At 55.3% G+C, this 25,518-nt stretch carries 23 protein-coding genes and 1 riboswitch; of the genes, 18 read left to right on the plus strand and 5 right to left on the minus strand.

The window, feature by feature from the left end; translation table 11 throughout:
• Window positions 1-6: 6 nt before the first annotated feature.
• On the minus strand, window positions 7-3,231 hold the full coding sequence (locus tag ACE6ED_RS13740; protein ID WP_410827741.1) for a hybrid sensor histidine kinase/response regulator: 3,225 nt from the start codon (window positions 3,229-3,231) through the stop codon (window positions 7-9).
• A gap of 154 nt (window positions 3,232-3,385) precedes the next feature.
• Here ACE6ED_RS13740 and ACE6ED_RS13745 point away from each other — a divergent pair, with 154 nt between their 5' ends.
• Complete coding sequence (locus ACE6ED_RS13745) at window positions 3,386-5,692, plus strand: hypothetical protein (RefSeq protein ID WP_410827742.1); 2,307 nt, start codon at window positions 3,386-3,388, stop codon at window positions 5,690-5,692.
• A 168-nt stretch (window positions 5,693-5,860) separates the two neighbouring features.
• Here the strand turns inward: ACE6ED_RS13745 and ACE6ED_RS13750 are convergent, their stop codons facing one another.
• From ACE6ED_RS13750 to ACE6ED_RS13760, 3 genes are all read right to left on the minus strand, one after another.
• Window positions 5,861-7,174, minus strand: coding sequence for a nucleobase:cation symporter-2 family protein (locus ACE6ED_RS13750; RefSeq protein WP_410827743.1), 1,314 nt, complete (start codon window positions 7,172-7,174; stop codon window positions 5,861-5,863).
• Window positions 7,168-7,776, minus strand: coding sequence for a xanthine phosphoribosyltransferase (locus ACE6ED_RS13755; RefSeq protein WP_410827744.1), 609 nt, complete (start codon window positions 7,774-7,776; stop codon window positions 7,168-7,170). The genes ACE6ED_RS13750 and ACE6ED_RS13755 overlap by 7 nt, the downstream gene beginning before the upstream one ends.
• Before the next feature lie 194 nt (window positions 7,777-7,970).
• Window positions 7,971-8,074: riboswitch (purine riboswitch) on the minus strand.
• Between the two features lie 165 nt (window positions 8,075-8,239).
• Entirely contained in the window at window positions 8,240-9,163 is a 924-nt protein-coding gene (locus ACE6ED_RS13760) for an AEC family transporter (protein WP_410827848.1), read from the minus strand.
• A 188-nt stretch (window positions 9,164-9,351) separates the two neighbouring features.
• Between ACE6ED_RS13760 and ACE6ED_RS13765 the strand changes: the two genes are divergently transcribed.
• Window positions 9,352-10,818, plus strand: a complete 1,467-nt coding sequence (locus ACE6ED_RS13765) for a sensor histidine kinase (protein WP_410827745.1) — start codon at window positions 9,352-9,354, stop codon at window positions 10,816-10,818.
• On the opposite strand, the gene ACE6ED_RS13770 is transcribed toward ACE6ED_RS13765, so the two are convergent.
• The gene (locus ACE6ED_RS13770) at window positions 10,805-11,392 is read right to left on the minus strand and encodes a response regulator transcription factor (protein WP_410827746.1); all 588 of its coding nucleotides are present in this window, start codon (window positions 11,390-11,392) and stop codon (window positions 10,805-10,807) included. The two genes, ACE6ED_RS13765 and ACE6ED_RS13770, sit on opposite strands and share 14 nt — an antisense overlap.
• Window positions 11,393-11,650: 258 nt before the next feature.
• Here ACE6ED_RS13770 and ACE6ED_RS13775 point away from each other — a divergent pair, with 258 nt between their 5' ends.
• The 16 genes from ACE6ED_RS13775 to ACE6ED_RS13850 all read left to right on the plus strand — a co-directional run bounded on the left by ACE6ED_RS13775 (window position 11,651) and on the right by ACE6ED_RS13850 (window position 25,500).
• Window positions 11,651-12,094, plus strand: a complete 444-nt coding sequence (locus ACE6ED_RS13775; RefSeq protein ID WP_410827747.1) for a hypothetical protein — start codon at window positions 11,651-11,653, stop codon at window positions 12,092-12,094.
• Window positions 12,095-12,112: 18 nt separating this feature from the next.
• Entirely contained in the window at window positions 12,113-13,177 is a 1,065-nt protein-coding gene (locus tag ACE6ED_RS13780) for a phage tail sheath subtilisin-like domain-containing protein (protein WP_410827748.1), read from the plus strand.
• A gap of 36 nt (window positions 13,178-13,213) precedes the next feature.
• Entirely contained in the window at window positions 13,214-13,648 is a 435-nt protein-coding gene (locus ACE6ED_RS13785; RefSeq protein ID WP_410827749.1) for a phage tail tube protein, read from the plus strand.
• A 112-nt stretch (window positions 13,649-13,760) separates the two neighbouring features.
• Complete coding sequence (locus tag ACE6ED_RS13790; protein WP_410827750.1) at window positions 13,761-14,153, plus strand: phage tail assembly chaperone; 393 nt, start codon at window positions 13,761-13,763, stop codon at window positions 14,151-14,153.
• 217 nt (window positions 14,154-14,370) lie between these two features.
• Complete coding sequence (locus ACE6ED_RS13795) at window positions 14,371-16,245, plus strand: phage tail tape measure protein (protein ID WP_410827751.1); 1,875 nt, start codon at window positions 14,371-14,373, stop codon at window positions 16,243-16,245.
• Window positions 16,245-16,904 (plus strand): LysM peptidoglycan-binding domain-containing protein, encoded by a 660-nt coding sequence (locus ACE6ED_RS13800; RefSeq protein ID WP_410827752.1) that lies wholly within the window; start codon window positions 16,245-16,247, stop codon window positions 16,902-16,904. Before ACE6ED_RS13795 ends, ACE6ED_RS13800 begins: the two co-directional genes overlap by 1 nt.
• A complete protein-coding gene (locus ACE6ED_RS13805; protein WP_410827753.1) occupies window positions 16,901-17,908 on the plus strand; it encodes an XkdQ/YqbQ family protein in 1,008 nt (335 codons plus the stop codon). Before ACE6ED_RS13800 ends, ACE6ED_RS13805 begins: the two co-directional genes overlap by 4 nt.
• Window positions 17,909-17,912: 4 nt before the next feature.
• Window positions 17,913-18,362, plus strand: coding sequence for a DUF2577 family protein (locus tag ACE6ED_RS13810; RefSeq protein ID WP_410827754.1), 450 nt, complete (start codon window positions 17,913-17,915; stop codon window positions 18,360-18,362).
• Window positions 18,362-18,775, plus strand: a complete 414-nt coding sequence (locus ACE6ED_RS13815; protein WP_410827755.1) for a DUF2634 domain-containing protein — start codon at window positions 18,362-18,364, stop codon at window positions 18,773-18,775. The genes ACE6ED_RS13810 and ACE6ED_RS13815 overlap by 1 nt, the downstream gene beginning before the upstream one ends.
• 2 nt (window positions 18,776-18,777) lie before the next feature.
• Entirely contained in the window at window positions 18,778-19,851 is a 1,074-nt protein-coding gene (locus ACE6ED_RS13820; protein ID WP_410827756.1) for a baseplate J/gp47 family protein, read from the plus strand.
• Entirely contained in the window at window positions 19,838-20,425 is a 588-nt protein-coding gene (locus ACE6ED_RS13825) for a putative phage tail protein (protein WP_410827757.1), read from the plus strand. The genes ACE6ED_RS13820 and ACE6ED_RS13825 overlap by 14 nt, the downstream gene beginning before the upstream one ends.
• A 3-nt stretch (window positions 20,426-20,428) precedes the next feature.
• On the plus strand, window positions 20,429-21,778 hold the full coding sequence (locus tag ACE6ED_RS13830; RefSeq protein ID WP_410827758.1) for a discoidin domain-containing protein: 1,350 nt from the start codon (window positions 20,429-20,431) through the stop codon (window positions 21,776-21,778).
• Complete coding sequence (locus ACE6ED_RS13835; protein ID WP_410827759.1) at window positions 21,771-22,226, plus strand: Ig-like domain-containing protein; 456 nt, start codon at window positions 21,771-21,773, stop codon at window positions 22,224-22,226. Before ACE6ED_RS13830 ends, ACE6ED_RS13835 begins: the two co-directional genes overlap by 8 nt.
• On the plus strand, window positions 22,201-22,419 hold the full coding sequence (locus tag ACE6ED_RS13840; protein ID WP_410827760.1) for a hypothetical protein: 219 nt from the start codon (window positions 22,201-22,203) through the stop codon (window positions 22,417-22,419). The genes ACE6ED_RS13835 and ACE6ED_RS13840 overlap by 26 nt, the downstream gene beginning before the upstream one ends.
• Before the next feature lie 169 nt (window positions 22,420-22,588).
• Window positions 22,589-23,989 carry a DUF2252 domain-containing protein gene (locus ACE6ED_RS13845; protein WP_410827761.1) on the plus strand — a complete coding sequence of 467 codons (1,401 nt, stop codon included), beginning with the start codon at window positions 22,589-22,591 and terminating at the stop codon, window positions 23,987-23,989.
• Between the two features lie 626 nt (window positions 23,990-24,615).
• Entirely contained in the window at window positions 24,616-25,500 is an 885-nt protein-coding gene (locus ACE6ED_RS13850; protein ID WP_410827762.1) for a helix-turn-helix transcriptional regulator, read from the plus strand.
• Window positions 25,501-25,518: the final 18 nt, after the last annotated feature.

The raw sequence follows: 25,518 nt of genomic DNA on the forward strand, positions 1-25,518 counted from the left end.
TGCAAATTAAACGTCATTCAGCACCAGCCTAGGCAGGCGGAACGACACGTGCGTCCCGGCACCCGGCTCGCTTTCGATCATGAGCCCTTCCCCGTACATTTTCATAAGCCTGCGGCGGATGTTTTTTAACCCGATGCCGCCCCGGTGCTCGTCCGACAAAACATGCCGGATTTGCTCTTCGGTCATACCAATGCCGTTGTCCGATACCGTAACCAGCAGATGAGCCGGCAGCAGACGGATGGTCAAGCGGACGATGCCGCCGCTCTCACGGCGCAAAATCCCGTGGTTGATCGCATTTTCCACCAGCGGCTGAATGACCAGCGGGGGCAGGAATTCGTACAACTCCCCGGGCAAATCCCATTCCATTTCCAGCCTGTCGTCAAAGCGGGCTTTTTCCAGCGCCAGGTAGGAACGGACGAGCTCCAGCTCCTTCTGAATCGGAACCGTCTCATTCCGGTTCTGGAAGTCAAAGCTGCTGCGGAGATATTGGCTGAGCTCCAGCAGCAGCTCCGTCGCCTTGTCGGGATCGTCCGGACATACGGCGATAATTGCGTTCAGCGCATTATACAGAAAATGCGGTTTGATCTGCGCCTGCAGATAGGCGATCTCCGCTCTCAGCGAGGCCCGGGCCGATTTGCGCATATCAAGCAGGGTGCGCACACGCGCCGTGAACTCGCGAAGGTCAACCGGTTTGCTGAGGAAATCGTTGACCCCCGCCCCAAAAGCGGCCTGTAAATCCTCGGGTCGGCTGCGGGTTGTCAGCAGCAGAACCGGCAGCTCCGACAGCACAAACCGTTCGCGGATCGCCTTCAGGAGCGACAGGCCGGACATGTCGGGCATCAACCAGTCCAGGATGACAAGGTCCAGGTTCGGGTTATGCTGCACCTGCTGCAGCGCGGCCGGTCCGCTATCCACCGCGATCACCTGATGGTTCTCCAGCCGCAGCGCCCCCAGCAGCACTTCCGTATTGACCGGGTCGTCGTCGACGATCAAAATCCGGCAGCACTGCCCGCCTTCGTTCACGGAAGGCCGGAAAGAAGGATCCCTCTCAGCCGGAGAAGACAATTCCGCCGCTGAGTGCGATTCCGCACCGGACTGCGGGTTCATCCCGGATTGTGCGCCTGCACCGGCCAACGAATTTTCGCAAAGAGGGAATGAATCGCCCGCGGGCGGACCGGCAGCAGGCTCAGCAGACGAATACGCTGCAGGCGAATACGCGGCGGCTGTTTCAGCCGCGGTTTCATGCTCCGTCTGCAGCGGCAGGCTTTCGCTCAGCGCAGGCAGCGTGAAGGTGAAGCGGGAGCCTTCCCCGGGCTTTGATTCGGCTGCCATTCGTCCGCCGTACAGTTCGACCAGCTTAAGTGTAATATTCAGGCCAAGCCCGGCGTTCCGGTATTCCCGCACGCCTTCATCCGCCTCGATAAACGGTTCAAAAAGCGTCACCAGCCTCTCCTCCGGGATCCCTTCTCCAGTATCCGAGACGGTGACAGCAACCTCTCTGCCTCGCACCTCAGCCGTCACTTCGATCACGCCGCGGGGCGTATGCTTAACCGCATTCCCGAGCAGGGTGAACAAAATCTGGCTGAGGCGGTCGTTGTCCGCTTCGACAAGCGGCAGGGAATGCGGCAGATCCATCCGGAATTCCAGCTGCGAAGTGCCGGTAATCTCACGCATCACTTCCACAACGGAGACCACGATCATCCGGAGATCGACGGCCTGTGGGCGCGGCGCCAGATCGCCGTGATTCAGCTTGGCGAAGTCCGACATATCGCCGATCAGCGCGGTCAGCCGGGCACCAGTGGAGACGATCATCGAGAGCTCCCGCCGCTGGATATCCGTCAAGGGTCCCGCCGCCCCGTCGCCCATCGTATGGGCCAGATTGACGATGTCGGCAAGCGGCATTTTCAGTTCGTGTGAGGTCTTAGCCATGAATTCATCCTTAAGCGCATCCAGCACCAGCAGCCGCCGGGACAAGGATTCGATTTCCCTGAACGAAGCCGCGTAACGCTTCGTCATCATGACCGACTGCACAAGGATAAATAGCACGATTTCATACGGAATGAGCAGCCGGCTCAGCTCCAGTCCCGCAAGGCTGAAAATGTTGACGACAATGGCGGCCAATATGCTTTGTATGCTGACAACGTTCAGGAAAATATTTTCTCTGTTCCGGATCAATCCCATAAGCATTACATACACCGCAAAACCGATGGTGGACGCGGCGTACAGCAGCAAAAACGGCTCAAGCCGGCTGAAGATCAGCGGGTGCAGCAGCGAAGCGATGAGAATCTGCGCGATCGTCAGGCCCAAATAAATGTTCCACACCCGTCTGGAAATGGAGTGCTGAACCGACAGCGATACATATTTCAGCAGGAAGTAGTAGATTAACGTGGCGGAGATCAGCTGAATTTTCATTACAAATACATAGTTCAGTCCCGGAATCAGAAAATCAATCAGCTTCTCGCCATGGGTCAGCACGTATACGGAAGCGGATACACACAGCAGGCCGAGATGCAGCACGGAGCCTTCCCGGTCTCTGACTCTGGAGAGCATCAGCAGGAAACCCGAAAGAACGATCAGACAGATAAACGTCGTCCAGTCCAGCGTGAGCGAACGCTCCTGGTGGGTCAAAATCGCTTCGGCATCCCCCAGCAGGACCGGAGCTACAATTCCGCCGGAATGGTAGCTGAAGTTAGAGGCCTGGATGATAATTTCGGCGGTCCCGCCTGTATGGGAAGCAAAACCGAAGTAGGGGATATTGCTTTGCCTGCCCTCGGCAACGGCCGCCGCCGGAGTTCCGCTGCTGCCGATTTCCTCTCCGTTCATAAAGACGCGGCTCGACGAGCGGATATTCAACACCCGCACGCCGTACAGCCTGTCGCCTTGCTGCGGAATATCGACAAGCAGCCGGTAAGTGCCATAGCCTACCGCCCGGTTCCAAGCTTTCTCGGGCATAGCCGGCCTCCAATTGCCCGGTACTTGGGCAAGGTGCGGCCCGGCTTCCGGCGTTCCCCCCTGAAAGTCGGCGGGTGCCAGCAGCCTTCCCGGATAAAACTCCCACTCGCCGCTGAGCGGGACGGGCCCTTTGTCGAAATTCCAGCCGGACAAATCCATCCGGCCTCCGGACGCCAGCGGCCGCTCCGAATGGTTGGAAAAACGGTCGATAACCGTGATAACCGGCACAATAATCACCAGCAGTGTGCCGAGCAGGATGCTTAACCAGAACTTTTTCACAGAACTGCTCCTTTTGCGGGAATAGTTTAATAGTAAGACAATCCGCCCGCCGGGGTCACGCATATTTTCCAATTCTTCGACAAAAATCGTTTAGAGCCTGCGCCGCCGGTTGAAAGATGGGTAAGGAACTAAACTAGAGCGGAGGGAGAAGCCTTTGAAAAAAGCGGGGGCCGGTCTGTTGGCTGTGGTGTTCATCGCGTTGGCGTCTTGGTTCATATGGAGGGAAAGGGAAACCGCTGGTCCGGCGGACAAGCCCGCGCCTTCCGGTGTTCCGGCCGCCTCCTTCGCGCCGTACGGCGGTGAAGGGCTGAGCTACGCGTCCAGAGTGAACGCGGACACATTCCAGGTATACGAGAACGGGAGCTGGCGCGATCTGAAGGTGAAAGGCGTAAACATGGGCATGGCCAAACCTGGCGCCTGGCCGGGCGAAGCCGCGATTACGGAGGAGGAATACAGCCGGTGGCTGGAGTATATCTCCGAGATGAACGCAAACGTCATCCGCGTCTATACGCTGCATCCTCCGGGTTTCTATAAGGCGCTGGAGGAATTTAACCGGACGCACGAACGCAAGCTGTACCTTTTGCAGGGTGTCTGGGCCAACGAGGAAAAACTGCTGGAGACGATGGATGCGAGGCATAATGACAACACCGGACCGTTCAAGGACGAAATCCGGCGGCTGGTCGATGTTATCCACGGCAGTGCGGAGGTTCCGGCGCAGCCTGGACACGCATCGGGAAGCTACACCGCAGATGTCTCGCCTTACGTTCTCGGCTGGGTTCTCGGGATCGAATGGGACCCGAATATGGTGCAGCAGACCAATAAAGCCCATGCCGGAACCGGAGAATTTAAAGGCGAATATGCGGCGACAGACGGCACGGCTCCATTTGAAACGTGGCTGGCCGAAATGTTTGATTACACCCTGGCTTACGAGCGGAAGCAGTACGGCTGGACCCGGCCGGTCAGCTTCACCAACTGGGTGACGACCGATCTGCTGGATCATCCGTCCGAGCCTTCGGCGCAGGAGGACCTGGTCTCGGTCAACCCGAATGTCATCTCGCTGACGGATAAAGCGCCGGCGGGCCAGTTCGCTTCCTATCACGTGTATCCGTATTATCCGGACTTTATGAACTATGAGCCTTCTTACCTGGCGTACAAGGACTGGCGCGGGGAGCCAAATACTTACGCTGCTTATCTGGCTGAGTTAAAGGCTGCCCATAAGCTCCCTGTCCTGATTGCGGAGTTTGGCGTCCCTTCTTCCCGCGGTCTGACGCACGAGAATCCATTGGGCTGGAACCAAGGGTTCCTTAGCGAGCAGGAACAAGGCCGGATTGACGCGCGGCTGTATGAGGATATTGTCAAAGCAGGCATGCTGGGCGGTCTGGTGTTTACCTGGCAGGATGAATGGTTCAAGCGCACCTGGAATACGATGGACCTGGATGATCCCGAGCGGCGTCCCTATTGGTCCAACGCGCAGACCAACGAGCAGCAGTTCGGCCTCCTGTCATTTGACCGCCACAAAATCCGGGTGGACGGCAGCGGAGACGACTGGGATACCCATGTAAACGAGCCGCTGTACGCCAAGGAGACCGGTCCGCTCCAGCCGGCCGGCGACAGCGGCGACGGACGGCGGACGCTGGCCGCCATACATGCCGATCATGACGAGCGTTACCTGTATCTCCGGCTGGATTATGCGGAGATGGACCCGGACCGGCCGTTTGCGGATATGAACACGCTGATCGCCCTCGATACGGTACCCGGGCAGGGCAATACGAGTCTGCCGTTTGGAACCGGAGTCCGGAGCGCGGAGGGAATCGACTTTGTGATCCGGTTATCGGGGACCGATACGTCGGAGATTCTGGTCGACAGCTACTACGACGTGTTTCAATACCAATACGGGAAGCTGACACCAATGCTGCCCCCGCTGGCTTACCCCATTACGCCGGACAGCGGTCGTTTTCACAAAATCCGGCTGGCGCTTAACAAAAGCCTAACCATCCCGTCGACAGGTGAAAAAAAGCCGTTTACCTCATACGAGACCGGACGGCTGCGGCATGGCAACGGTAACCCGGAAGCGGACAACTACGATTCCCTGGCCGACTTCTATGTCAATCCGGACCAGCGCATGATTGAGCTGCGCATTCCGTGGCAGCTGCTGAACATCAAAGATCCCAGCGGCAAGCTGGCTACGGGCGATGTGTGGAAAAACGGACTGGAGGCGGTCCAGCCGATTGAAGGCATCCGGCTGGCTGCGCTGACCTACAAGCCGGGGGAGAACGGAACGGCTGCGGCGCTGCCGGGCAGCACAGGCGGCATCCGCGCGGCGGACACCTTTCCCGCGCCGGAAGCCGGAGAGCTGCGAAACCTGGCCGAATACCGGTGGGAAGGCTGGACTCTACCCGAATATAAGGAACGGCTGAAGCAATCCTACTATATTTTGCAGGAGCTGTACGGGAAGTATTGATGGCTGGCCTGGCCTGCGGCTGCCCCACTGCAACAAAAAACTCGCCCCACGTTCAGTGGCGGCGAGTTTTGGCGTTAAGCCGAGGTATTGGTTAAACCAGCTGGCTCCTATAGTATTTGTACGCCGGCCTCTCTTCCTCTGCCGCCTTCTGCAGGCAGCTCAGCGGGCTTATGAAGCTTCGCTTGTAACGCCCGGTGCCGGGGCTTCGGCTGGTACGGCCGTCTCTTTGCTTTTGGTCAACACCAGATTCAGCACGATTGCCGTCAGCGAACCGGATACGATCCCGTTCTGGAGCAGCATCCGCGCGAACTCGGGCAGCTGATCAAAGATTTGCGGCAGCGTGGCGGAGCCAAGCCCAACTGCGATGCTGCAGGCCGCAATCAGCAGGTTGCCGTCCTTGCGCAGATCGACCTCGGACAAAATCGACATGCCCGACGCAGCGACCGAACCAAACATCACGATCATAGCACCGCCCAGGACCGCATTCGGGACAACGGTGGTCAAAGCGGCCAGCTTCGGCAGCAGGCCAAGTCCAACCATAATGACGCCTGCCGCAATGATGACGTTGCGTGTTTTCACTTTGGTAAGCGAAATAAGTCCGACGTTCTGCGAAAATGCCGTATACGGAAACGCGTTGAAAATTCCGCCCAGCATAATAGCCAGACCTTCCGAACGGAGACCGTTCACTACTTGCTTCGGCTCTACCTTCTGATCCGTTGCCCGTCCAACTGCAAAATACACGCCGGACGACTCCACCATACTGACGATGTTTACAATAATCATGGTGAGTACGGCTGTAAGGCTGAATTCCGGCATACCGAAGTAGAACGGCCGGGCAACACTGACCCAGGACGCTTCACCGACAGAGGCGAAGCTCACGATGCCCATGGCGTAAGCTGCGGCCGTTCCGGCAACCAGTCCAACCAGGACGGAGACGGCTTTCAAAAAGCCTTTGGCCAGACGGTTGACGGCCAAAATGACCAGCAGCGTAATTAGCGCAAGCAGCAGGTTGCGGGGCTGGCCGAAATCGGCGCTGCCCTGTCCCCCGGCTACGTTGTTCATCGCTACAGGGATTAGCGACAGTCCGATGATCGTAACGACCGAACCCGTAACGATGGTCGGGAAAAACCGCAGCAGCCGGCCATACAGCGGAGCCGCAAGACAGACAAACAGGCCCGACAAGATAATTGCCCCATAAGCCGTAGCCAGATTGGACGCCGACGCGATGGCGATAAGCGGCCCTACGGCGGTAAACGTACAGCCCAGCACGACCGGCAGCCCGCTGCCGAAATATTTCGTGCCCATCACCTGCAGCAGCGTCGCCAGACCGCAGGTGAAGAGATCGGCGGCGATCAGGTACGCCATCTGGGTCGCGTTCAGCCCAAGCGCTCCGCCCACGATGAGCGGTACGGCGACTGCCCCCGCATACATCGCCAGCACATGCTGGAGACCCAGCGCAAATATTTTTTGTTTGCTCAGCACGATAATTCCTCCTTCAGCTTCTCTTCCGTTTCCTCTATAAAGTGAACTTCGCCCGGAGACATGGACACGATCCGGGCCAATGAACGAATGGGGACGCCCCGCTGTTCCAGCAAACTCCGTCCCTCCTGGAAGCTTTTTTCAATGACACAGCCTACCCCGACAAGCTCGGCGCCCGCTTCCTCCACGATGTCGACCAGTCCAAGCAGCGCAGCGCCCGTTGCCAGGAAATCGTCAACAATCAGCACACTGTCGTCCGCGCTTAAGTAGTTTTTGCTGATGCTGATCCGGTACGTTTCGCCCCGGGTAAAAGAATGAACCTCGGAGGAATAGGTGCTCTCAGCCAAAGTAACGGCCTTCTTCTTTTTGGCGTACACAAACGGCACACCCAGCGCAATGCCGGCAGCCATGGCGAACTGAATCCCGCTCGCTTCCACTGTCAGCACCTTCGTTATGCGGCGTCCCGCGAACAGCCGCTTGAATTCACGGCCGATCGCAAGCGCAAGCTCCGTATCGACCTGGTGGTTTAAGAAAGAGTCTACCTTGAGTACCGTGTCCGAGAGGATTTGTCCTTCTCGTCTGATCCGTTCTTCCAATGCTTTCATTTGTTTGTCGCGCTCCTCTTCCTGCGGATTTCCCAAGCACAAAAAAAGGACAGATTCCTTGAGCGGTTTCTCCTCAAGTGAATCTGTCCTTCCGGGCTTTTGTCCCTAAATGGTGTAACACATACGTGTCCGCAACGCTTGGACCAGGCTCTCCGCCGTCTCTGACAGACAGAGACAAGCGGAAACGGAACCCTAGTTGCGCTATATTCACTCATAGTCGGACAATTGCGGTGGTCGTCCGGTAGAAACTTATGGGCCATATTCCCATGATTATATGAGTTGTTTGTATAGAAGTTTGGGGCTGCTTGGTTGAATACTTTGTTATCTTACACGGGATATACAAGCGTTTCAACAGGAATTTTCAATTTCCAGAAACATTCAAGTCTTTCTTTCACACATTGTTTGCATTTAAATCCAGCCGAATCTTTAGATCCTTATGTACGCGCATAACCGCAGCTGCCCGCTACGTCAGCCATACAATCCATATAGGCAATACGACAAACGAGGCCAGGGTCGTCCACAAAATGCAGCGGGACACCAGCTCCGGCGAAGCGCCAAACCGCTCCGCCAGTACAACCGCGTTTACCGCAACCGGCATGGACGCCAGGATGAACAGCACGGAGAACAGCGTGCCGGTAATGCCCAGCATCCACAGCGCCGCCGCGGCAGCCAGCGGCGCGAGCAGCAGCCGGACCGCCATCCCGGTCCAGAACGCAGGATCCGCAGCGGCCTCCCCCTTCCGCTGCCCCACCTTCACCATCTGCGCGCCAAGCACGGCCAGTACCACCGGCGAATAGGCGTCCGCGGCCATCGAGACGCCGAGGGCTACATCCTCCGGCAGCGCCCAGCCGCCCATGCGCAGACCGATCGCAAGCAGCGCCGCGTAAACCGCCGGCAGCGCAAATACCGATTTTACCGCGGACTTGACCGAAAACTGCGAACGCGCGGCAAAATACACGCCGACCGTATTTACGATTACCATCTGCCCCACCACATAAACGGAGGCCTTGTCCAGCCCAAGCTGGCCAAACGCAAGCAGCACAAGCGGCAGCCCGTAATTGACGCTGTTCGTGAAGGTGGAGATCAGCGTCAGTCCCGCCCGCCGGGGCGCATCCAGCTTCAGCAGCCTGCCCAGCAGCTGAGCCAGCCCCCACAGCAGAAACAGATTCAGCAGCGAAAACGCCAGCGTGCGGTACACTTCCTCATACGACAGCTCCGCATGGGCAAGGGTGTCCAGAATAATGGCCGGGCTCAGAAAATATAGATACAGGGTGAGCAGCGGACGGGTATCCCAGCTGCGGAATTTTCCGAGCAGCGCCCCAGCCCCCACCGGAATGGAAAGCGGCACAATGACATGGTACAGCGTTGATAACACGGTCTGGAACAGTTGGAACTCCCCCCTCTAGTTCGATCTATATCTACTATATAGCCGGGGAAGTTTTGCGTCTAAGACTCAAGAATGATCACCTTTATAGGTAATAAGTATTTAATCGGAAAAGGTCTCTTGACTTGAATGGGGAAATCATACATTAATGGAATAAGACACGAGGAATGAACGAGAAGGAGCCGTCTGACATGAAAGTTGTTTATATCGTCATGTTTCTGTCCCTGTGGGCGCTGGGCCTCTTCTTCCTGCGGCATCGAACGCGCAGTAATGTGTGGACCGGCCTGACCATTCTGCTGGGCGGAACGGCGAGTTATACGTTTGCGATGCACTTGTCCATTATGCCGCATCTGCTGGACCAACCCTGGATGATCCCCTCTCTCAGCCGCACCCTTTACCTGTCTACCGTCGTCTCTATCCACATCTATTTTTTTCTGCTTCCGTATCTGTTCTTCATGGGCGGATTGTGGCTGAACGAACAGCTGGGCTCCCGCCTCAAAACCTGGATTTCGCTCCTGGCGCTTGCGGGTCCCCTCCTGCTGCTTGCGGGTCATTTGCGGGCCGAGCCCTGGAATGAATTCGACCTCAGCCGCTTCCGGTGGTGGGACGGACTGTATTTCCTGGCCGGGGCGGTTCTGTATTACACCGCCTATTTCACCGAGCGGCACGAACACAGACGCAGAAGCAAACGCCGGGCAGCCGCGCTGGTGCCGACGGCGGTGCTGTGGGCATTCGTCTCCGATTATATCGGCTTCCAGTCGCTCAAGCTTGGGATGTGGTCGTTTGATCTGAAGAGCAACGGAATGTGGGAAGCGAACTTTATCATTATTTTAGGCACCATTGCGTTAATTCTTGTTTATATTGTCCGTTACGGCTTTCTCGGCATCAAGCTGCGGATTGAGCGGGAACGGCTCGACTACTCCATCCGGGCTTTAACGATGGGCGTGTCGATTCTGAACCACTCGATTAAAAACGAAGTGCAGAAAATCGATTATCTCGCCGAAAAATGCAGCGCACTGCTGCAGTCGGGGCAGACCGCCAAGGCCTCCCAGACGATTGAACAGGTACACGGAATGACCTCGCATCTGCTGATGATGGTGAACCGGATCAAGGAAAAAGCGGACGATATCACGCTCCAGGAAGAGCTGCATGATATCCGCGAGTTCATCGACGGGATTGTCGCCTCTTCCGCCACCCTGGTGGCTGGGCGTAATGTGCGCGTAACGGCGGCTTATGACGCCTTCGGCCAGCTGCTGTGCGACGCCGTTCATGTCCGGGAGACGCTGTATAATCTGCTCCGCAATTCGCTGGAGGTCATTCCCGAATCAGGCGGCAGCATTTGGCTGTACGCGGCCGCCACAAGGAGAGAGCTCCGGATTGAGATTACGGACAGCGGGCCGGGCATTCCCAAGGAACATGCGGCCAAGATTTTTGAACCCTTTTTCACCACCAAAAAGAATACGCTTAATCACGGTCTCGGCTTATCCTACTGCGCCAGCGTCATGTCCAAGCATGGAGGCAAAATTTCGGTTGCGGACCGCAAGGAGGGCGAAGGCGCCAAAATCATTTTGCATTTCCCCCGCTCGCGCTTCCGCTCCGCAAGGCCGAAACTCAGCGTGCTGGAGCACTCGCAGACCGACTCCGTTAATCCTCTTTGAACCGGATCAGTTTGTTTTTGATGCTGCGCAGCTGGCTTTTGATCGTATTGGTCGATTTGTGCAGCTGCTCTGAAATTTCGCGTTTACTCATCCCGTTGCGCCGGAGATCGAACACTTCCCGTTCCATCGGCGTCAGCTCCATCAGTTGAATCTCATCCCGCAGCATACGGGCGGCATCCGCATGGATTGCCGCCTTTCCCGCGTGCGCGTCCCGGATCGCCTGCACCATATCCCGGAAGCTTGATTTGTTCAGGTAGTTGAGCGCCCCCAAACGAAAAGACTTCATAATCACTTCGGCTTCCGTTATGGAGGTCAGCATGATCACCTTGACCTGCTCCCTGCCGGGCAGACGCAAAATCTGCTCCGCCGCCTCCAGCCCGTCCAGCTGGTTCCCCGTCAAGTTAATATCCATCAGGATGACGTCCAACTCGGTATGCTTCGCCGTCTCCACCGCTTCCTCTTTGGTCGCCACGCTTGCCGCCACCTCCATATCGGGCTCCTCCGCCAGATCCGAAGCGATATTTTCTCTCCAGAACGGATCGTCTTCCACAAGCATAATCCGGATTTGCCCCACCTTCACTCCTCCTTCTTCCCAACCTATTCCAATAACCAATTAATAAAAGTATAGCAAACGCCTTCCTGTTTACAACAGGGTGAAATGATTTCACCCCAGGTGATAAAAGTTCATCCTGTTCGGCTGGCGTAAACGGCCTTTATAATGCAAATTGCGGCTGAGAAAAACCCAGTCTTTGGTAAATCCAATTCACAAAAGGAGGGCGACCAGAACCCGCGTACAGCATGCTAACAGTGTTCTAAAAAGGAGTGGTGCGGCTTGTCTCTTACCGAAGAGATCAACGCCTTGGCAGATTTAATCCGTACGGCGGTCCCGGGAGCAGCGGTTTATCTTTTTCAGGAGCCTGCGCTGCTGGCCAAAGGGGATTTCGTCATTCAATTGAAGCAGGAAAACCGCAGTCTGGAGAGCCGGAGCCATACGATGGTCCAGCGGCAGTACACGATTACGCTGTTCGGGGAACAGATGCAGGACGCCGTACTGACAATGGAGCAGGTCAGTCTTCATGCAATGAACTCCGCTCCCGCAGCCGGCTCCCCGTCCGTCCCGCCCTCGTTCGCATCCTTTATGTATGAACCGGCCGGGCGCACGGAGAACGGGCTCGAGAAATGCGCCGCAACCGTGCAGACGGAGGCCAGAGAGGCCTTAGCGGCAGTAACTTATGAAAAAATCAAAAAAATGTCCATTCGAACAACTCTAAATTAACGGAAGGTGGCAATGTAAATGGGTGGAAGATGGGATTCGACGTCTTTGCCGGTTCGTCCCGGCCTGTATATGAATTTTGTGGAGGCTGCCGCTGCGCAAATCCAGGGGGGCGCACGGGGGATTGTAGGCCTCCCGCTGCTGAAATACGGCACCGCCGCGGCGGGCAAGTTCTACACAGTGGAAAAAGTAAATGAAGCGAAAGAGCTGTTCGGGGAAGAAAACCTGGGGCCAATCCGCCTGATCCTCTCGGGCGGGGCTAAAGAAGTGCTCGTCTACACCGTCCCCGCTCCGCCGAAAGCAGAACCAAAAGCCGAAGCGGCGGCGCTGGCTTACGACGCGGTCCGCGACGCTTTTGAAGCGCGCAGCTTTAACGTTTTTGTCTTCCCGGGCGAGATCAGCGCAGAAGAAGCGGCAGCCACCAAAGATTGGTGTGTACGCAACCGGAACGAAGGCAAACACTTTTTGACCGTTCTCGGCGGCACGGCAGCCGATGATGATAATCCGGCGGCAGGCAACACGCGCTCCAGCAATTTGAAGGATGATTATATCGTCAACCTGATCACCGGAGCTGATGTAAACGGCACAGCCTACAGCTCGGCCCAATATGCGCCTTATATCGCCGGTCTTATCGCCGGTACAGGGATCAATAAGTCGATCACTTACACCCAAGTATCCGCAACGGACGCCAAGAAACGGCTGAAAAACAGCGAGATCGAAGCAGCGCTTAAAGCAGGCTCGCTTGTGCTCGTACACGACGGCGAAAAAGTCAAAGTAGAACAGGGGCTTGTAACCAGCGGCAAAAAAATCCGCGCCATCCGCGCCCGCCAGGCCATCGCTACAGATATCCCCAAAACGGCAGCGGATTCCTACATAGGAAGACTGGACAACAACGCGGACGGGCAAGCGGCGCTGATTGCCGCCGTCAAAGCTTATCTGGAACGGCTTGAAGTGAACAATGTGCTGACGGATATCGCCGTAGGTTTGGACCCCGAGCTGAAGTCCGAAGGCGACACGGTGTATCTGCTGATTTCCTTTACGGAGATTGACAGCATGGAACGTATTTTCCTTACGATCAAGGTCTAATTATAGTTTTTTACATTTAATCAGGAGGGATTTCTCATGTTGGATTCGACACGGGTAATTAACGGGACGTACGGCTACGTCTATCATAACGGCCAATGGCTGACCAATATCAAATCGGCCGAAGCAAATGTGGAAATTACGAAAGAAGAAATTAAACGGGCCGGTTCCCGGTGGACGGCGCACAAAGTAACGGGCCTGAACGGCACCGGCACGATTTCCGGCTACAAAGTGACCTCCGAATTTGTGGAGCGCATCGGTCAAATTGCCGACGACAAGGCCGGCACCTTCATCACCGAGCTGATTCTGAAGCTGGAAGACCCTGAATCCTACGGTGCGTACCGCGTCCGTCTGAAAGGCGTGACCTTCGACAAAATCCCGCTGATGCAGTTTGAACTGGGCACCCTGGTGGAGGAAGAACTGCCGTTCACTTTCACCGGTTACGAACTGATGGACGCACTGAAAGCCGAGTAAGCTCGCGCAGAAGCAACAACAGTATAGGAAGGGATGCGGCAGCCGCGGGTTTACAGCAGCCCCGGTGCCGCCTTCCTTTTTCCCCATTTTATTATAGAAAAGAGGCATTTACATGATGGATAGCAGACAAAGCAGCGTGCTCCAGGCCCTGCTCAGCATTGATAACAAACCGGAAAAGGACGTCCCGATGAAGCGGCTTGGCGTCGATTTCCGCATTCAGGCGCTCGACGGCAAAACGATCAATAAAATTCAGGAGCAGTGTACCCACTATACCGGCAAAGGCGCAAAACGCGAAAAGGTGCTTGATGAAGAGCAGTTCGGCGCGCTCGTTATTCAAAAAGCCTGCGTTGTCCCCGATTGGTCGGCACGTGAGCTGATCGAGAAATACGGAACACCGACCGAAGCCATTCTCGGCTTGCTGCTGGCGGGCGAAATCGCCAAGCTGTCGGCGGAAATCCTGGAGATCAGCGGCTTCGACAGCGACGAGGATGACGTAAAAAACTGATCAAAGCGGGCGGCGAAGCGTTCCTGATCCACCTGATTTTCCAGCGGCACCACATTCCGCCCGACGAGCTGTATAACAAGCCCGAGGGCGTAAAGCAGTTTATGTACGCTTCGATGATGCTGCAGCTGGAAGAGGAAGAAAAGGCGCGCAAACAGGAACGGCAGGCCGCCCGCCGCATGAAGCCGTAAGGCTTTGAGCCGCAAGGAGGCGAGAGGAATTGGCCAGTTCAACCGGCAAAGCCGCTGATGCAATCAAGGAGCTAGTGAGGCTTACAAAGCAGCTCCAGAAAGCCGGAAATATAACCAAAAGGATTCAGAACATAACCGATCAGGTGTCAAAAATCGCGGAAGCGACTGGCGAAGTAGCGGCTGCGACAGGAAATAAAATCCTTGAAGGATTAAAAACCGCTGGAGATAGTGTGATCAAAGCAGCCGGTTCGCAGGCGCAGACGGCACAAGTTGGTTTATCCATAGCGAAAACAGACCTGAAAGCAGCTGCTTTGGCGAAGGCCGGAGAATGGGGTACGGCGATTAAGGCGCGGCTTAACAGGAACAAGGTAGCCTCGATGGCGCATTATGCATACGGCACGCCCATGACCAAAGCTAAACCGCCAGGTTTATTTAAACGGGCAAGGACTGTGGCAGGCAACGAGAAGCATAGCGAGCAGCTTAACGGAGCGATTGGCGCCGGAGTAGGAGCCCTGACCGCGGTCTTAACCCAATCGCTGACTGCAGCCAAAACCTTCAGTACCGCCGCCGGTACGCTCCGCGCATCGGTATCGGCTACGCCGGAATCCATGAAAGAGCTGCTCGAATCGTTCCGCGCCGTGAGTACGCAAGTGCCCCAGGATATGAACGATATCGCAGCTGCAATGGGCACGCTTAGCAAGGAGACCAAACTGACAGGACAGCCGCTGCAGGCGTTGTCCGTTACGCTGCTGAATGCCTCCAGATTAACCGGGATGAGCGGTGCAGAAGCCGCCGCGTCGGCTGCCAAAGCAATGACTGCTTGGGGAATCACCGGTGACCAAGGTGTATCCACCCTCGAAAAGTTCTATGCTGCAAGCAAAGCCGGCGGAGTAGGCATGGGAGATCTGATGAAGAAAACAGCCGCCCTAGCCGATCCGATGCGCGCTTTAGGTTTAGATCTGGGAGGATCGTTAGCTCTGCTCTCCAAATGGGAGAAGGCGGGACTTACCCCCTTGGACGATCTTTCAAAGCTGAAGCAAGCTCTTCCTGCCGGAGGCCTCGCGTCCATTGCCGCGAAGATGCAAAAGGCGAAAACCGAAGCGAAGGCGGCGGCAATCGCCTCTAAATATTTTGGCGATGCGGTGGGAGCAGACCTTGCTAATGCGCTTAAAGGCGGAGGCACCGGTTTCAAGGATATCACGGACGCCATGGGAAACTACGGAAATTTAATCGCAAATCAGTCCCAAGCTTTGATGAACTTCGGAGACCAGTGGGGGATTCTGCAGAACCGGATCACCACGGCACTAGCCCCGGTCGGAGAAATGCTGCTTCCAGTAGCCACTATGCTTGTTTCCATGCTTGAGGCCGTTGCTGCCCACGCAGATATTGTAGGGGCGGGAATCATTGGTGTAGCCGCCGCGCTTCTTTACACACTTTTCCCCGCTTTGATCGCAGTAGCCGCTCCGTTTGCTCCAATCATTTTGGCGGCGCTCGCGGTTGGTGCCGCGTTTGCAGGATTGTACTACATCTTTACAAAGATTGCAGAGGTTTGGCCCAAAATAATGGCCTTTATTTCAGAGGGATTGGAGGGACTTGGCATATCCGGTCTGTTCGGCTCCAAATCGGACTCCGGAACCGCGGTTGCCGCTTCGGCACCGGGTGCGAAACAGCTCCCGGCCGCTTACCACGGCCTCGACTACGTTCCTTACGACGGCATGGTGGCCCGTCTGCATAAAGGCGAACGGGTCATGACCGCAAGCGAAAACCGGGCCTTCGGCCAAAGCGGCGCAGCCTCCATCTCGATCACAGGAAATACCTTCAACGTGCGCCAGGACTCCGACATTGACGCAATTGCAAGAGCCTTGGCCCGTGAAATTAAAGCGGCAGGAGGGCTGATGGCCTGATGGCAACCCTTGAATTTTGGCTGTCGACTCTGGACTTTCAGGAGCGCTTTTGGCTCCCCGTAAACCCTGAACAGCTGACGGTCAAAAGCTCGCACGGCTACGAAGACGTCCAGGTGACTCAGCTTGGCGAGTTTACGATTGTTGGGGATTCGGCGCTGCGGGAATACAGCTTCTCTTCGTTTTTCCCGAAGCACTACGACCCCGGGTATTGCGAATATACCGGGATTCCCGAACCGTGGAACGCCGTGAAGACTATCGAGGACTGGATGAAAAGCCGCAGTCCGCTCCGGCTCGATATTACAGGCACCTCAATCGATAAAGTGATGGTTACCGTCCGTTCGTTTCAATACAGCGAACGCGCGGGAAGCCCGGGCGATGTGTACTACGATCTGGAGCTGAAAGAATATGTACCGGTAACCTTTCGTCAGGTTGACCATTCCAAAGATGGCGCCTCGGCCGGCGGAACCGGCCCGAGGCCCGATACTCGCACTCCTCCTGCCGCATACATCGTGATTCCGGGCGACACGCTGTGGAAAATCGCCCAGCGGACACTGGGCAACGGCGACCGCTGGCGGGAAGTGTATGCTGCGAACCGGGAGACCATCGGCAAGAACCCGGACCGTATTCAGCCCGGGCAAAAGCTGGTGATTCCTTCATGAGCTGGAGCGTCATTTACAAAGACGACCAGGACGAAGTGTATCTGGATTCGATCGTAAAATCCATCAAGTGGTCCGGCGACATCAAGCAGGCTTCGCGAAAGCTGACCGTAGAGCTGACCAACACGGATGACCGGCGGGAACGGCTGATCCATCTGGAAAAAGGCGCAGAGCTGCGCCTGGTCAACAACGACAAGGAGCTGTTCCGCGGCGTTTTGTTCGCCGATTCCATCCAGGCTGGCGGCCAGATGAGCGTGACGGCTTACGACGAAAACATCTACTTGACCAAAAATAAAGACACCCGCATATTCCGCAATCAAACGGCTTCGGCCATCGTGAAAAAGCTGTGCGGCGATTTTTCGGTTGCAGCAGGCACCATCGACGATACGGGATATGTCATTCCGAAGCTGGTCTTCCGTGATAAAACGCTGTTCGAGATGATGGTCACCGCGCTAACCGTCTCGCAGAACCAGAACGGCAAGCGGTTTTATCTGACCTCCAGCGAAGGAAAGCTGCATCTGCTTGCCCGCAAGGATCAAAAGGTGCAGTGGGTGCTGGAGAACGGCGTAAACATTCTGGACGCCAGCTATTCGCAGTCGATTGAGGAGACCAAAACCCAGGTCAAAGTCATCGGCAGCGACAGCAAAAAAAAGGAACTCTCTGCCACAGCCAAAGACGGAGAGCTGGCCCGCCGTTTCGGGGTCATGCAGCTTCTGGAGAAACCCGAGCAGACCATGACCTCCTCTCAGATGCAGCAGCTCGCCAACCAGCTGCTAAAGGATCATGGAACCATTGACGACGAGGCCCGCATCGAGTGTCTCGGCATTGATGAAGTGATCTCGGGAGCGGCCGTCTATGTTAAGGAATCGATGACTCAAATCCTTGGGGGGTACTACATTTCGGCGGACGAACACTCCTTTGAGAACGGCCGCCATACGATGAGCTTGACCCTGTCGGCTACCGACGACCTGCCCAAGATGGAATATAAAGAACCGAAGGAGGGCTGACGGCATGGAACGAATCGAAGGCTCCGGGGCCAGCCAGCTGGTCCAGCTTATCCGGAAAATCGGGCATAACACCGACGTCTCCATCGAGCTGGCCACCGTGACCTCCGCCCCGCCCGAGCTGAAGATTAAAGTCGATCATATGAACGTGGAGCTGGAAAAAGATGATTTGATCGTCGTCCAGTCGCTGACGAAGCATAAGCGGACGGTTACGCTGATAAGTGAAGGCGGAGCGTCAGGCGAGGCAGGCAACATGACGTCCTCCGCAACAGGCACCGTATCAGGAAATCCCGCGGAACTCCAACTTAAGGGCCTAACCTTTTCCTCTGCAGACTTTACCGCCAAAGAAGCCGAGCTGGAATTCCTCGACGAGCTCAAAAAGGATGACCGTGTCCTGGTGGCCGGCATCCAGCAGGGGCAAATGTATGTCATTTTGGATCGGGTGGTGAAAGATTGATGGCATTGTCACCGCTGAAGCCTAGAGAAGACCGTTATGTTGAGGTGTTGTCTCCCCCGCTCCCTTCCCGCACGTATATGCTGGACCTGGAGAACGGAGAGGTAATCGACCGGATGATCGACGGCAAGGACGCGCTGCGCCAGTTCATCAGGAAAGCGATCGTGACCGCACGTTACCGGTTCCTGATCTACGACGGCCAGTACGGCTGCGAGCTGGACGCGCTTTTAGGCCAGGACATCTCCCCCAGCCTGCTGAAAAGCGAAATTACGCGGATCATTACCGAGGCTTTGATCTATGACGACCGCGTGGATAAAGTCACCGATTTTGAAGTAATCAACGACCACGGGAAGCTGTTCGTCAGCTTTACCGTGCACAGCGTACAGGAAACGATCCCGATGGAGGTGACAATCTGACCGTGTACGAACAGGAAACCAAAGAAGCGCTTCTGGAGCGCATGAAAAAACAATCGCCCGAGGACATTGATACGCGGCAAGGGTCGATTACATACGATCTGCTCTCCCCCGCCGCCATTGAACTGGCGGAGGCTTACATTCAGCTCGACAATGTGCTGAAGTTTGGTTTTGCCGGACCAGAGCAGCCTTCGGAATATCTGGACGCCAGAGCCGCCGAGCTTGGCCTCGAACGTAAGCCAAGTGTAAAAGCCGTAGGCGAAGTCACGTTTACCGGCCCCAAAGATACGGTGATCCCGGCGGGAACCCTCGTCACGACGGGCGAAGAGAACCCGATTGCTTTTGTTACCACCAAAGCAGGGAAAATTGAGACCGGATCAGTCACCCTTCCTGCAGAAGCACAAAACGGCGGGAAAAGCGGCAACATCGCCGCCGGGCGCATCCGCTTACTTTTGGGCAACCTGACCGGTATCGTTACTTCAGTGACGAACAACAAAGCGTTTGATAACGGCGCCGATGTGGAATCCGACGAATTGTTCCTGCAGCGTTATTACGACCGCGTGAGAAGACCCGCCACAAGCGGAAACGCCTGGCATTACCGCCAATGGGCGCTTGAAGTGAAGGGCATCGGCGATGTGAAGGTGTTTCCGACCTGGAAAGGCAACGGCACCGTCAGGCTGGTGCTGCTCTCCTCCGATAAACGCCCGCCCAAAGCCGAAACACTTAAAGAGGTCAAAGAGGCGGTAGAAGCACGCCGGCCCATCGGCGCGGATGTAACCGTTGATCCGGCCGAGCAGACGTTTATTAACGTCAGCGCCAAGCTGAAACTGGATCCGGGCACCGACCTTGAAGCGGTGAAAGCCGAGTTCACGGCGAAACTGAGTGAGTTTCTTTCCAAGATTGCCTTCAAAGACGAGAAAACGGTCGTGCAGTATAACCGTGTCTTGGGCCTGCTGCTCGCGATCGAAACCGTTGACGATTTTGACGAGCTTAAGGTGAACGGCAAGGAAGAAAACCTCTCTATTGCTAACGATCATGTGGCCGTGCCCGGCGAGGTGACTTTCCATGTCTGGGTCTGACCGGCAGTCCGTGCGCCTAATGCTGGATGCCCTGCCGAAGTATTATGGCGAGTCCAAAATCGTCGTAAACCTGATGGAGCAAGAAGGCGCTGAGATCGACCTGCTCCACGGACGGATTCAGGATGTGCTGAATCAGTTTTTTATCGACAAAGCTACTTGGGGCCTTGACTTCTGGGAGACCGTGTGCGGGATTCCCGTCAACCGGAACAAACCCGACGATCAACGCATTTCCGTAATCAAGTCAAAGCTTAGAGGAGCCGGTACGGTCACCCTTGCGACGATTAAAAACGTAGTGGATTCGTTCGAAAACGGAGAAATCAGCGTTCAGGAGAACTTCGGGAATTACGAGGTTATCATTACCTTTATCGGAAAACGTGGCGTACCGCCAAACCTGAAAGATGTGGAGCGGGCAGTTCGCGAGATCATGCCGGCCCACCTGGGCATTTTGTTTAAATTCACCTACCTGACCTGGAATGAGCTTGATGCGGCCAATTTGACATGGGATGCGCTTGAGGCACTGGGGATGGACTGGGATCACCTGGAAATATGGAACCCTGCGGAAAGGAGTGTGTAACCGATGCCGAAAAAACTGCCGAGCGGGCTGTCCACGTTTGAGCCCACCGATACGGTCAGACGGATTGCACAAAATGACAATATTGAAGCCACGGACAAATTGTTCCGCGGCGGTGCCGGCCACGGCCATACCGGCAAGGATGGAGACGGACCGAAAATCGGAGGAGACGGAATCGCGTTTGGGGCTTTGGAGCGGAGACATCTTCACAATGGCCGCATGAGCGTAAATGTGGCAAAGTTTAGGCCTATAACGATCACTGCTGGAACTTTGCATGGGTTACCTACGAACCCATATGATAGATTGTCGGATGATGCCTGGCCCGCCCATCGTTGGGTATTATCCGGGCAGTTCCACCCTGCCCCTCAATCTCTGACGGTGAGTCTTGGTAAAACCTATACTGAAATTCACGGCATATCCTTTGACCCGACTGGCGAACAATATAGTCCGGCATCTTTTCAAATTCTAACCAGTTCGGATAATCAAAATTGGCAAACCGTCTATTCATACAACCAAAAACCTTTTGTTACTCATCATTGGTTTGATCAGCCTGTTTCGGCCAGTTATATCCGGCTTACGATCACTGGGCTCAGCCCGGACAATGATTCTACTATAGTAAGTTGCTTCAGCGTTTATGCGTACGACAAGCAGGACTATGATGCGCTGGAAGACTTGAGGCCGTGGGGACTGACATCACGCCTGCAGGGATTGATGATTATGCCTGGCGGAACCGTTACCGATAACCGGAATGGTTCGCTCACGTTTTCCGAACCTCTGTATGTGATGAATCCGGCGGCGGGAAGTTACTTTACGGTGAAAAAAGGAACCTATACCTTAAATGACCGGGAGTACTTGTATGCGGATATCGATCCGACAACCCAAGAAATAACTCCCAAGATCGGGGGGTGGACGAATTCTCCGCGGCATTACGACGCAATGAACCGTATTGTGCTGGCTCAGCGGCTTGGCAACCGTATTTATTTAAACTCATCGCTTGGAGCCAATACAGCCAGTGTTGACCTCCAAGTAAAAGATGGCAGATTGCAATTTCACAATGGAACGGGGTGGAAAGGTGTGGGGATCAAGGCGGTTCAGCGGGGATTTTCAACGATTCGATTTCCTGAAGGTGGTACGCGAGTTGAAAATATTGTTATAACCCCCGTTGACCGAACCAAGACTTTTGTTCAAATTCATGCCTGCGGCTGGAGTTTTAGTTCAAGCGACATGAATTTTAACACCTATGGCGGTTTAACCGCTAACTTGATTGAAGACAATATTCTTAGCGTAGGGGCTGTCCTAGGTAGTTTCAATGCCGGCTATTATCATTATATCTGGGAGGTGATTGAATTTGCCTAATTTTTATGCCCAAATAAACGAAGAAAAACGTGTTGTAAGTCTGAGCCAGCTTTCCGGCGAAGTACAATCCGAGCGCCTGATTCCGATCGACGAGGAGTTGTACAACAACCAAAATCTGCTTCTCATGCGTTATATTGACGACGAATTCGTCGGCACAGTGGCCTTGATGGAAGCCGATAAACCGGCGATTGCGGCAGACGGGGAAGATACCTTGACCGTGCAGATTACCGTGACTGATTGGAAGGGCAAGGTAGCGAAGGATTTTGATGATGAAATCGCCCTGGAGATGAACGGCATGAGCCAATCCGTCAAAGCAAGCAAGGGGACAGCGGAGATCACCATAAGCAGCGAAGAGCCTGGTGAATACACCCTCCGTACAACCAATCTCGACCGCAATGCGGAATGGAAGGTGGTGGTGCAGCATGGCATCGAAAAAACCGTTGACTAAAGCCGGGCATTTTCATATCCCCGCCGATCCGCTTCGCACGCGGCTGGAAGAAATCCGGAGCAAGCATTCCGACCGCCGGATCAGCAGCCTGAAGGCCGCCGAAGTGACCAACGAAATGCTGTATGAACTGCTTACGGATATTCTGGAGCACCAGGTTATGCTTGAAGCCAAACTTCAGACCCGATTCAAATAAATAGTGCTAGCGGCCGGTCTAAGCCATGTTGGCGGCACCGGTCCTTTTCATATGATTAGGTCAGCCGGAAAACTTCTGGCTGGCCTATTTAGGTTAATTGTGGAGGCACAAATCCGGTTATGATAGACTCATAGAAACACCCATGCACCCAAAAAAGGAGATTTTACCCATGATAGATGAATCGATTACCTCGGGCGTCCTGCGCACCCGGGCCAAGCTGCGCAGGGAAATGCTGATTTCGATATTCGATGAATTTGACGGCACCATCATGTCCCTGGATGCTGGCAAACGCACCGAAAAATACCGCAAAATGTCGCTCAGCCCCTTCTCCTTTTACCGGGGAAGCGCTTATTTGTTTTATTTTGACGTGACCCGCCAGTATTTCCCCTATCACACCTCACCCGAACGGCCGACCTGGATTCAAGGCGACCTGCATTTCGAGAACTTCGGCGCATTTACCGACGAAACGGGTTCGATTGTCTACGATGTAAACGACTTTGACGAGGGGTATGTCGGCTCTTACCTGTATGACGTTTTGCGCATGAGTGTCAGCGTTGCGCTGGTTTGCCGCCAGCTCGGTTACAGTGCGGCGGAGCAGCATGCTTTCATTCAGGGCTACCTGCGGACATACGCCAAGCAAATCCGCCGCTTCGCCAGCGGGCGGGAGGATGCCGGTACCTTTGTTGTGGACGAGACAACGGCCAAGGGTCCGGTCAAAAAGCTGCTGCGCAAGCTGAAAAAACGCAAACAAGGCCACTTTCTGGAAAAAGTGACTTCGCAAATGCAGCAGGACCGCGTTTTTCTGGAGAACAGCGAGCTGGCGGTGCCCTCCGCGGAAGAACAGGCCCGGCTGGAAGAGGCTTGGGGCTCGTACATCGAGACTGTAGCAAATCATGGGAAAGCTCCGGAGCACTACCGGATCAAAGACATCGCCGTCAAACACGGCTCCGGTACCGCCTCCATCGGCCTCGACCGCTATTATGTGCTGACCGAAGGCGGCGCCGAAGAGAACGGGCTCGACGATTTTGTGCTGGAAGCGAAGGAAGTACGCGTTCCCGTACCGGCTTATTTTTTGCCGTATTCGGCTTCCTTCTGGCACACCTTCAGCCACCAGGGCAAACGGGTGACGGCCACGCAGCAGGCTATGCACCATAAGGCCGATCCGTATCTCGGATTCTTTACCATGGACGACCGGCATTTCTATGTCCGCGAGCGCTCCCCTTACAAAAAAAGACTGAAGCTCGAGCAGATTGCCACAGCAGACGAAATGGAGAGCGTCCTGTCTCAAATGGCCCAGCTGACCGCCAAAATGCATGCCCGCGCGGACGCCGACGTCGACAGCGGCATTTTGCCTTACCATAGCGAGCGGGAAATCGCCAAAGCCATTGGCTCCGATCGGGACGCCTTTGCCCGGCATCTGGCTTCTTTTGCCGTGGCTTACGCCAATCAGGTGGAAACGGATTACACCTATTTCACCGAGTGGGTCCGCAGCCGCGGTGAACAGCCCAGCCAATCAAGTCAGCCTGAACAGCCTGAACCGTCTGAACCGTCCGGGCAGGCTGTCCTATAGCCGCATTTCACATCGCAAGATCAAAGGGGCTGTCCCATAAATCGTAGTGTGACGGGGAACAGCCCTTGCTTCGTAATACACTTGGCTCACTTCATGGGGTGTCTACGCTTACGTATCTAACCAGGCGTACGTGTGATTCAGAGCTCACTAGTGATAATAATTGACACACTTTGGGTCAGTAGCGGTCTAACGGGCGAGCTCAATCGCAGGGATTTTGTACGATTTTTCATACAAACCAGCCTCGTGATGCAGCGATCGGAGTGGTTGTCTTTTATGCGCTTGAGACCACTCTGCTAGATCATCACCCTTTGAGTGTTACAATCCGATGGTTCCGCCCAAAGAAAATAGCCGGACCGTACGAGGAACTTCCCACTCCCCATCTACGGTGCGGCTTTCTTTATTAGCAATTCGTGTAACTTGGAAGCTTTCTTTCTTACGTAAATCACTTCTGGGACAGCCGTTTGACGGTTAATGGGCAACCCGCCCTACTTAGACCTATGGTGTGGCCCTTTTTGTGGTTATGGTGACCTTGTTCCCATCCGGGCGCACACCCAGTCCAAGGTCCGCAAGAACGGTCAAAAAACAGCATCACCCGTCTGATATAGTCAATATCAAAGGAGGGACACATGAACAACAAAACCTTAATCCAACAAAGCATCGAGTTCATGGAGGACCATCTGGAAGAACCGCTCCGGCTGGAAGGGATCGCCGCTCATGTGGGGTTGTCCCCCTACCATTTCCACCGGGTATTCCGCAGGGAGGTAGGGATGAGTATCGGCGACTACATCCGCACCCGCAGACTATGTTCCGCGTCCCGGGAGCTGCTGCACGGGGATGCGGGGATTCTGGAAATTTCCTTGAACTACGGCTTTGAGAGCCAGGAAGCGTTCACCCGGGCGTTCAAGCGGATGTACGGCGTCCCTCCGGGGCGCTACCGCAAGCTGTTCGCCTCCCAGACCATCCAGAAAGGAGCATCAACAATGACCGATTACAAAACACCGGTAAAAGGCTGGATTCTAAGCGGAAGCCATCCGCACAATTATGAAATCGGCGTCGACCGCGCCACGGTGCACCAAGGAAACGCTTCGGGTTATCTGAAGTCTATGACCGTCCAGGAGCCCGCCGAATTCGCCACACTGATGCAGCAGTTCAAGGCTGGCAAATATTTGGGCAAACGGATGCGGATGTCCGCTTTTGTCAAAACCAGCCGGGTTAAGGACTACTGCGGCTTGTGGATGCGGGTGGATAATCAAGCCCAGGATGTGCTGCAGTTCGATAACATGAACAACCGTCCGATTCAGGGGGACACGCAGTGGAACCTGTATTCGATTGTGCTGGATATTCCCGATACAAGCGCAATGATCTCCTTCGGCGTGCTGCTGATGGGCACGGGACAGGTCTGGGTCGACGGATTCTCGTTCGAAGAAGTGGACACCAGCGTGCCCACTACGAATCTTGAGCTCGACTATGAGCTGCTGGATGAGCCGTCCAATCTGTCATTTGAGGAATAGGCAGCGCCAGGGGCGCGT

Source organism: Paenibacillus nanchangensis, assembly GCF_046543445.1.
GTDB lineage: Bacteria > Bacillota > Bacilli > Paenibacillales > Paenibacillaceae > Paenibacillus_AQ > Paenibacillus_AQ nanchangensis.

Coding starts and splice junctions, on each gene's coding strand:
- ACE6ED_RS13830 (WP_410827758.1), top strand. CDS start 20,429: ATGCCGAAAAAACTGCCGAGCGGGCTGTCCACGTTTGAGCCCACCGAT.
- ACE6ED_RS13755 (WP_410827744.1), bottom strand. CDS start 7,776: ATGAAAGCATTGGAAGAACGGATCAGACGAGAAGGACAAATCCTCTCG.
- ACE6ED_RS13815 (WP_410827755.1), top strand. CDS start 18,362: ATGGCATTGTCACCGCTGAAGCCTAGAGAAGACCGTTATGTTGAGGTG.
- ACE6ED_RS13850 (WP_410827762.1), top strand. CDS start 24,616: ATGAACAACAAAACCTTAATCCAACAAAGCATCGAGTTCATGGAGGAC.
- ACE6ED_RS13790 (WP_410827750.1), top strand. CDS start 13,761: ATGATGGATAGCAGACAAAGCAGCGTGCTCCAGGCCCTGCTCAGCATT.
- ACE6ED_RS13810 (WP_410827754.1), top strand. CDS start 17,913: ATGGAACGAATCGAAGGCTCCGGGGCCAGCCAGCTGGTCCAGCTTATC.
- ACE6ED_RS13765 (WP_410827745.1), top strand. CDS start 9,352: ATGAAAGTTGTTTATATCGTCATGTTTCTGTCCCTGTGGGCGCTGGGC.
- ACE6ED_RS13800 (WP_410827752.1), top strand. CDS start 16,245: ATGGCAACCCTTGAATTTTGGCTGTCGACTCTGGACTTTCAGGAGCGC.
- ACE6ED_RS13845 (WP_410827761.1), top strand. CDS start 22,589: ATGATAGATGAATCGATTACCTCGGGCGTCCTGCGCACCCGGGCCAAG.
- ACE6ED_RS13840 (WP_410827760.1), top strand. CDS start 22,201: ATGGCATCGAAAAAACCGTTGACTAAAGCCGGGCATTTTCATATCCCC.
- ACE6ED_RS13780 (WP_410827748.1), top strand. CDS start 12,113: ATGGGTGGAAGATGGGATTCGACGTCTTTGCCGGTTCGTCCCGGCCTG.
- ACE6ED_RS13825 (WP_410827757.1), top strand. CDS start 19,838: ATGTCTGGGTCTGACCGGCAGTCCGTGCGCCTAATGCTGGATGCCCTG.
- ACE6ED_RS13785 (WP_410827749.1), top strand. CDS start 13,214: ATGTTGGATTCGACACGGGTAATTAACGGGACGTACGGCTACGTCTAT.
- ACE6ED_RS13805 (WP_410827753.1), top strand. CDS start 16,901: ATGAGCTGGAGCGTCATTTACAAAGACGACCAGGACGAAGTGTATCTG.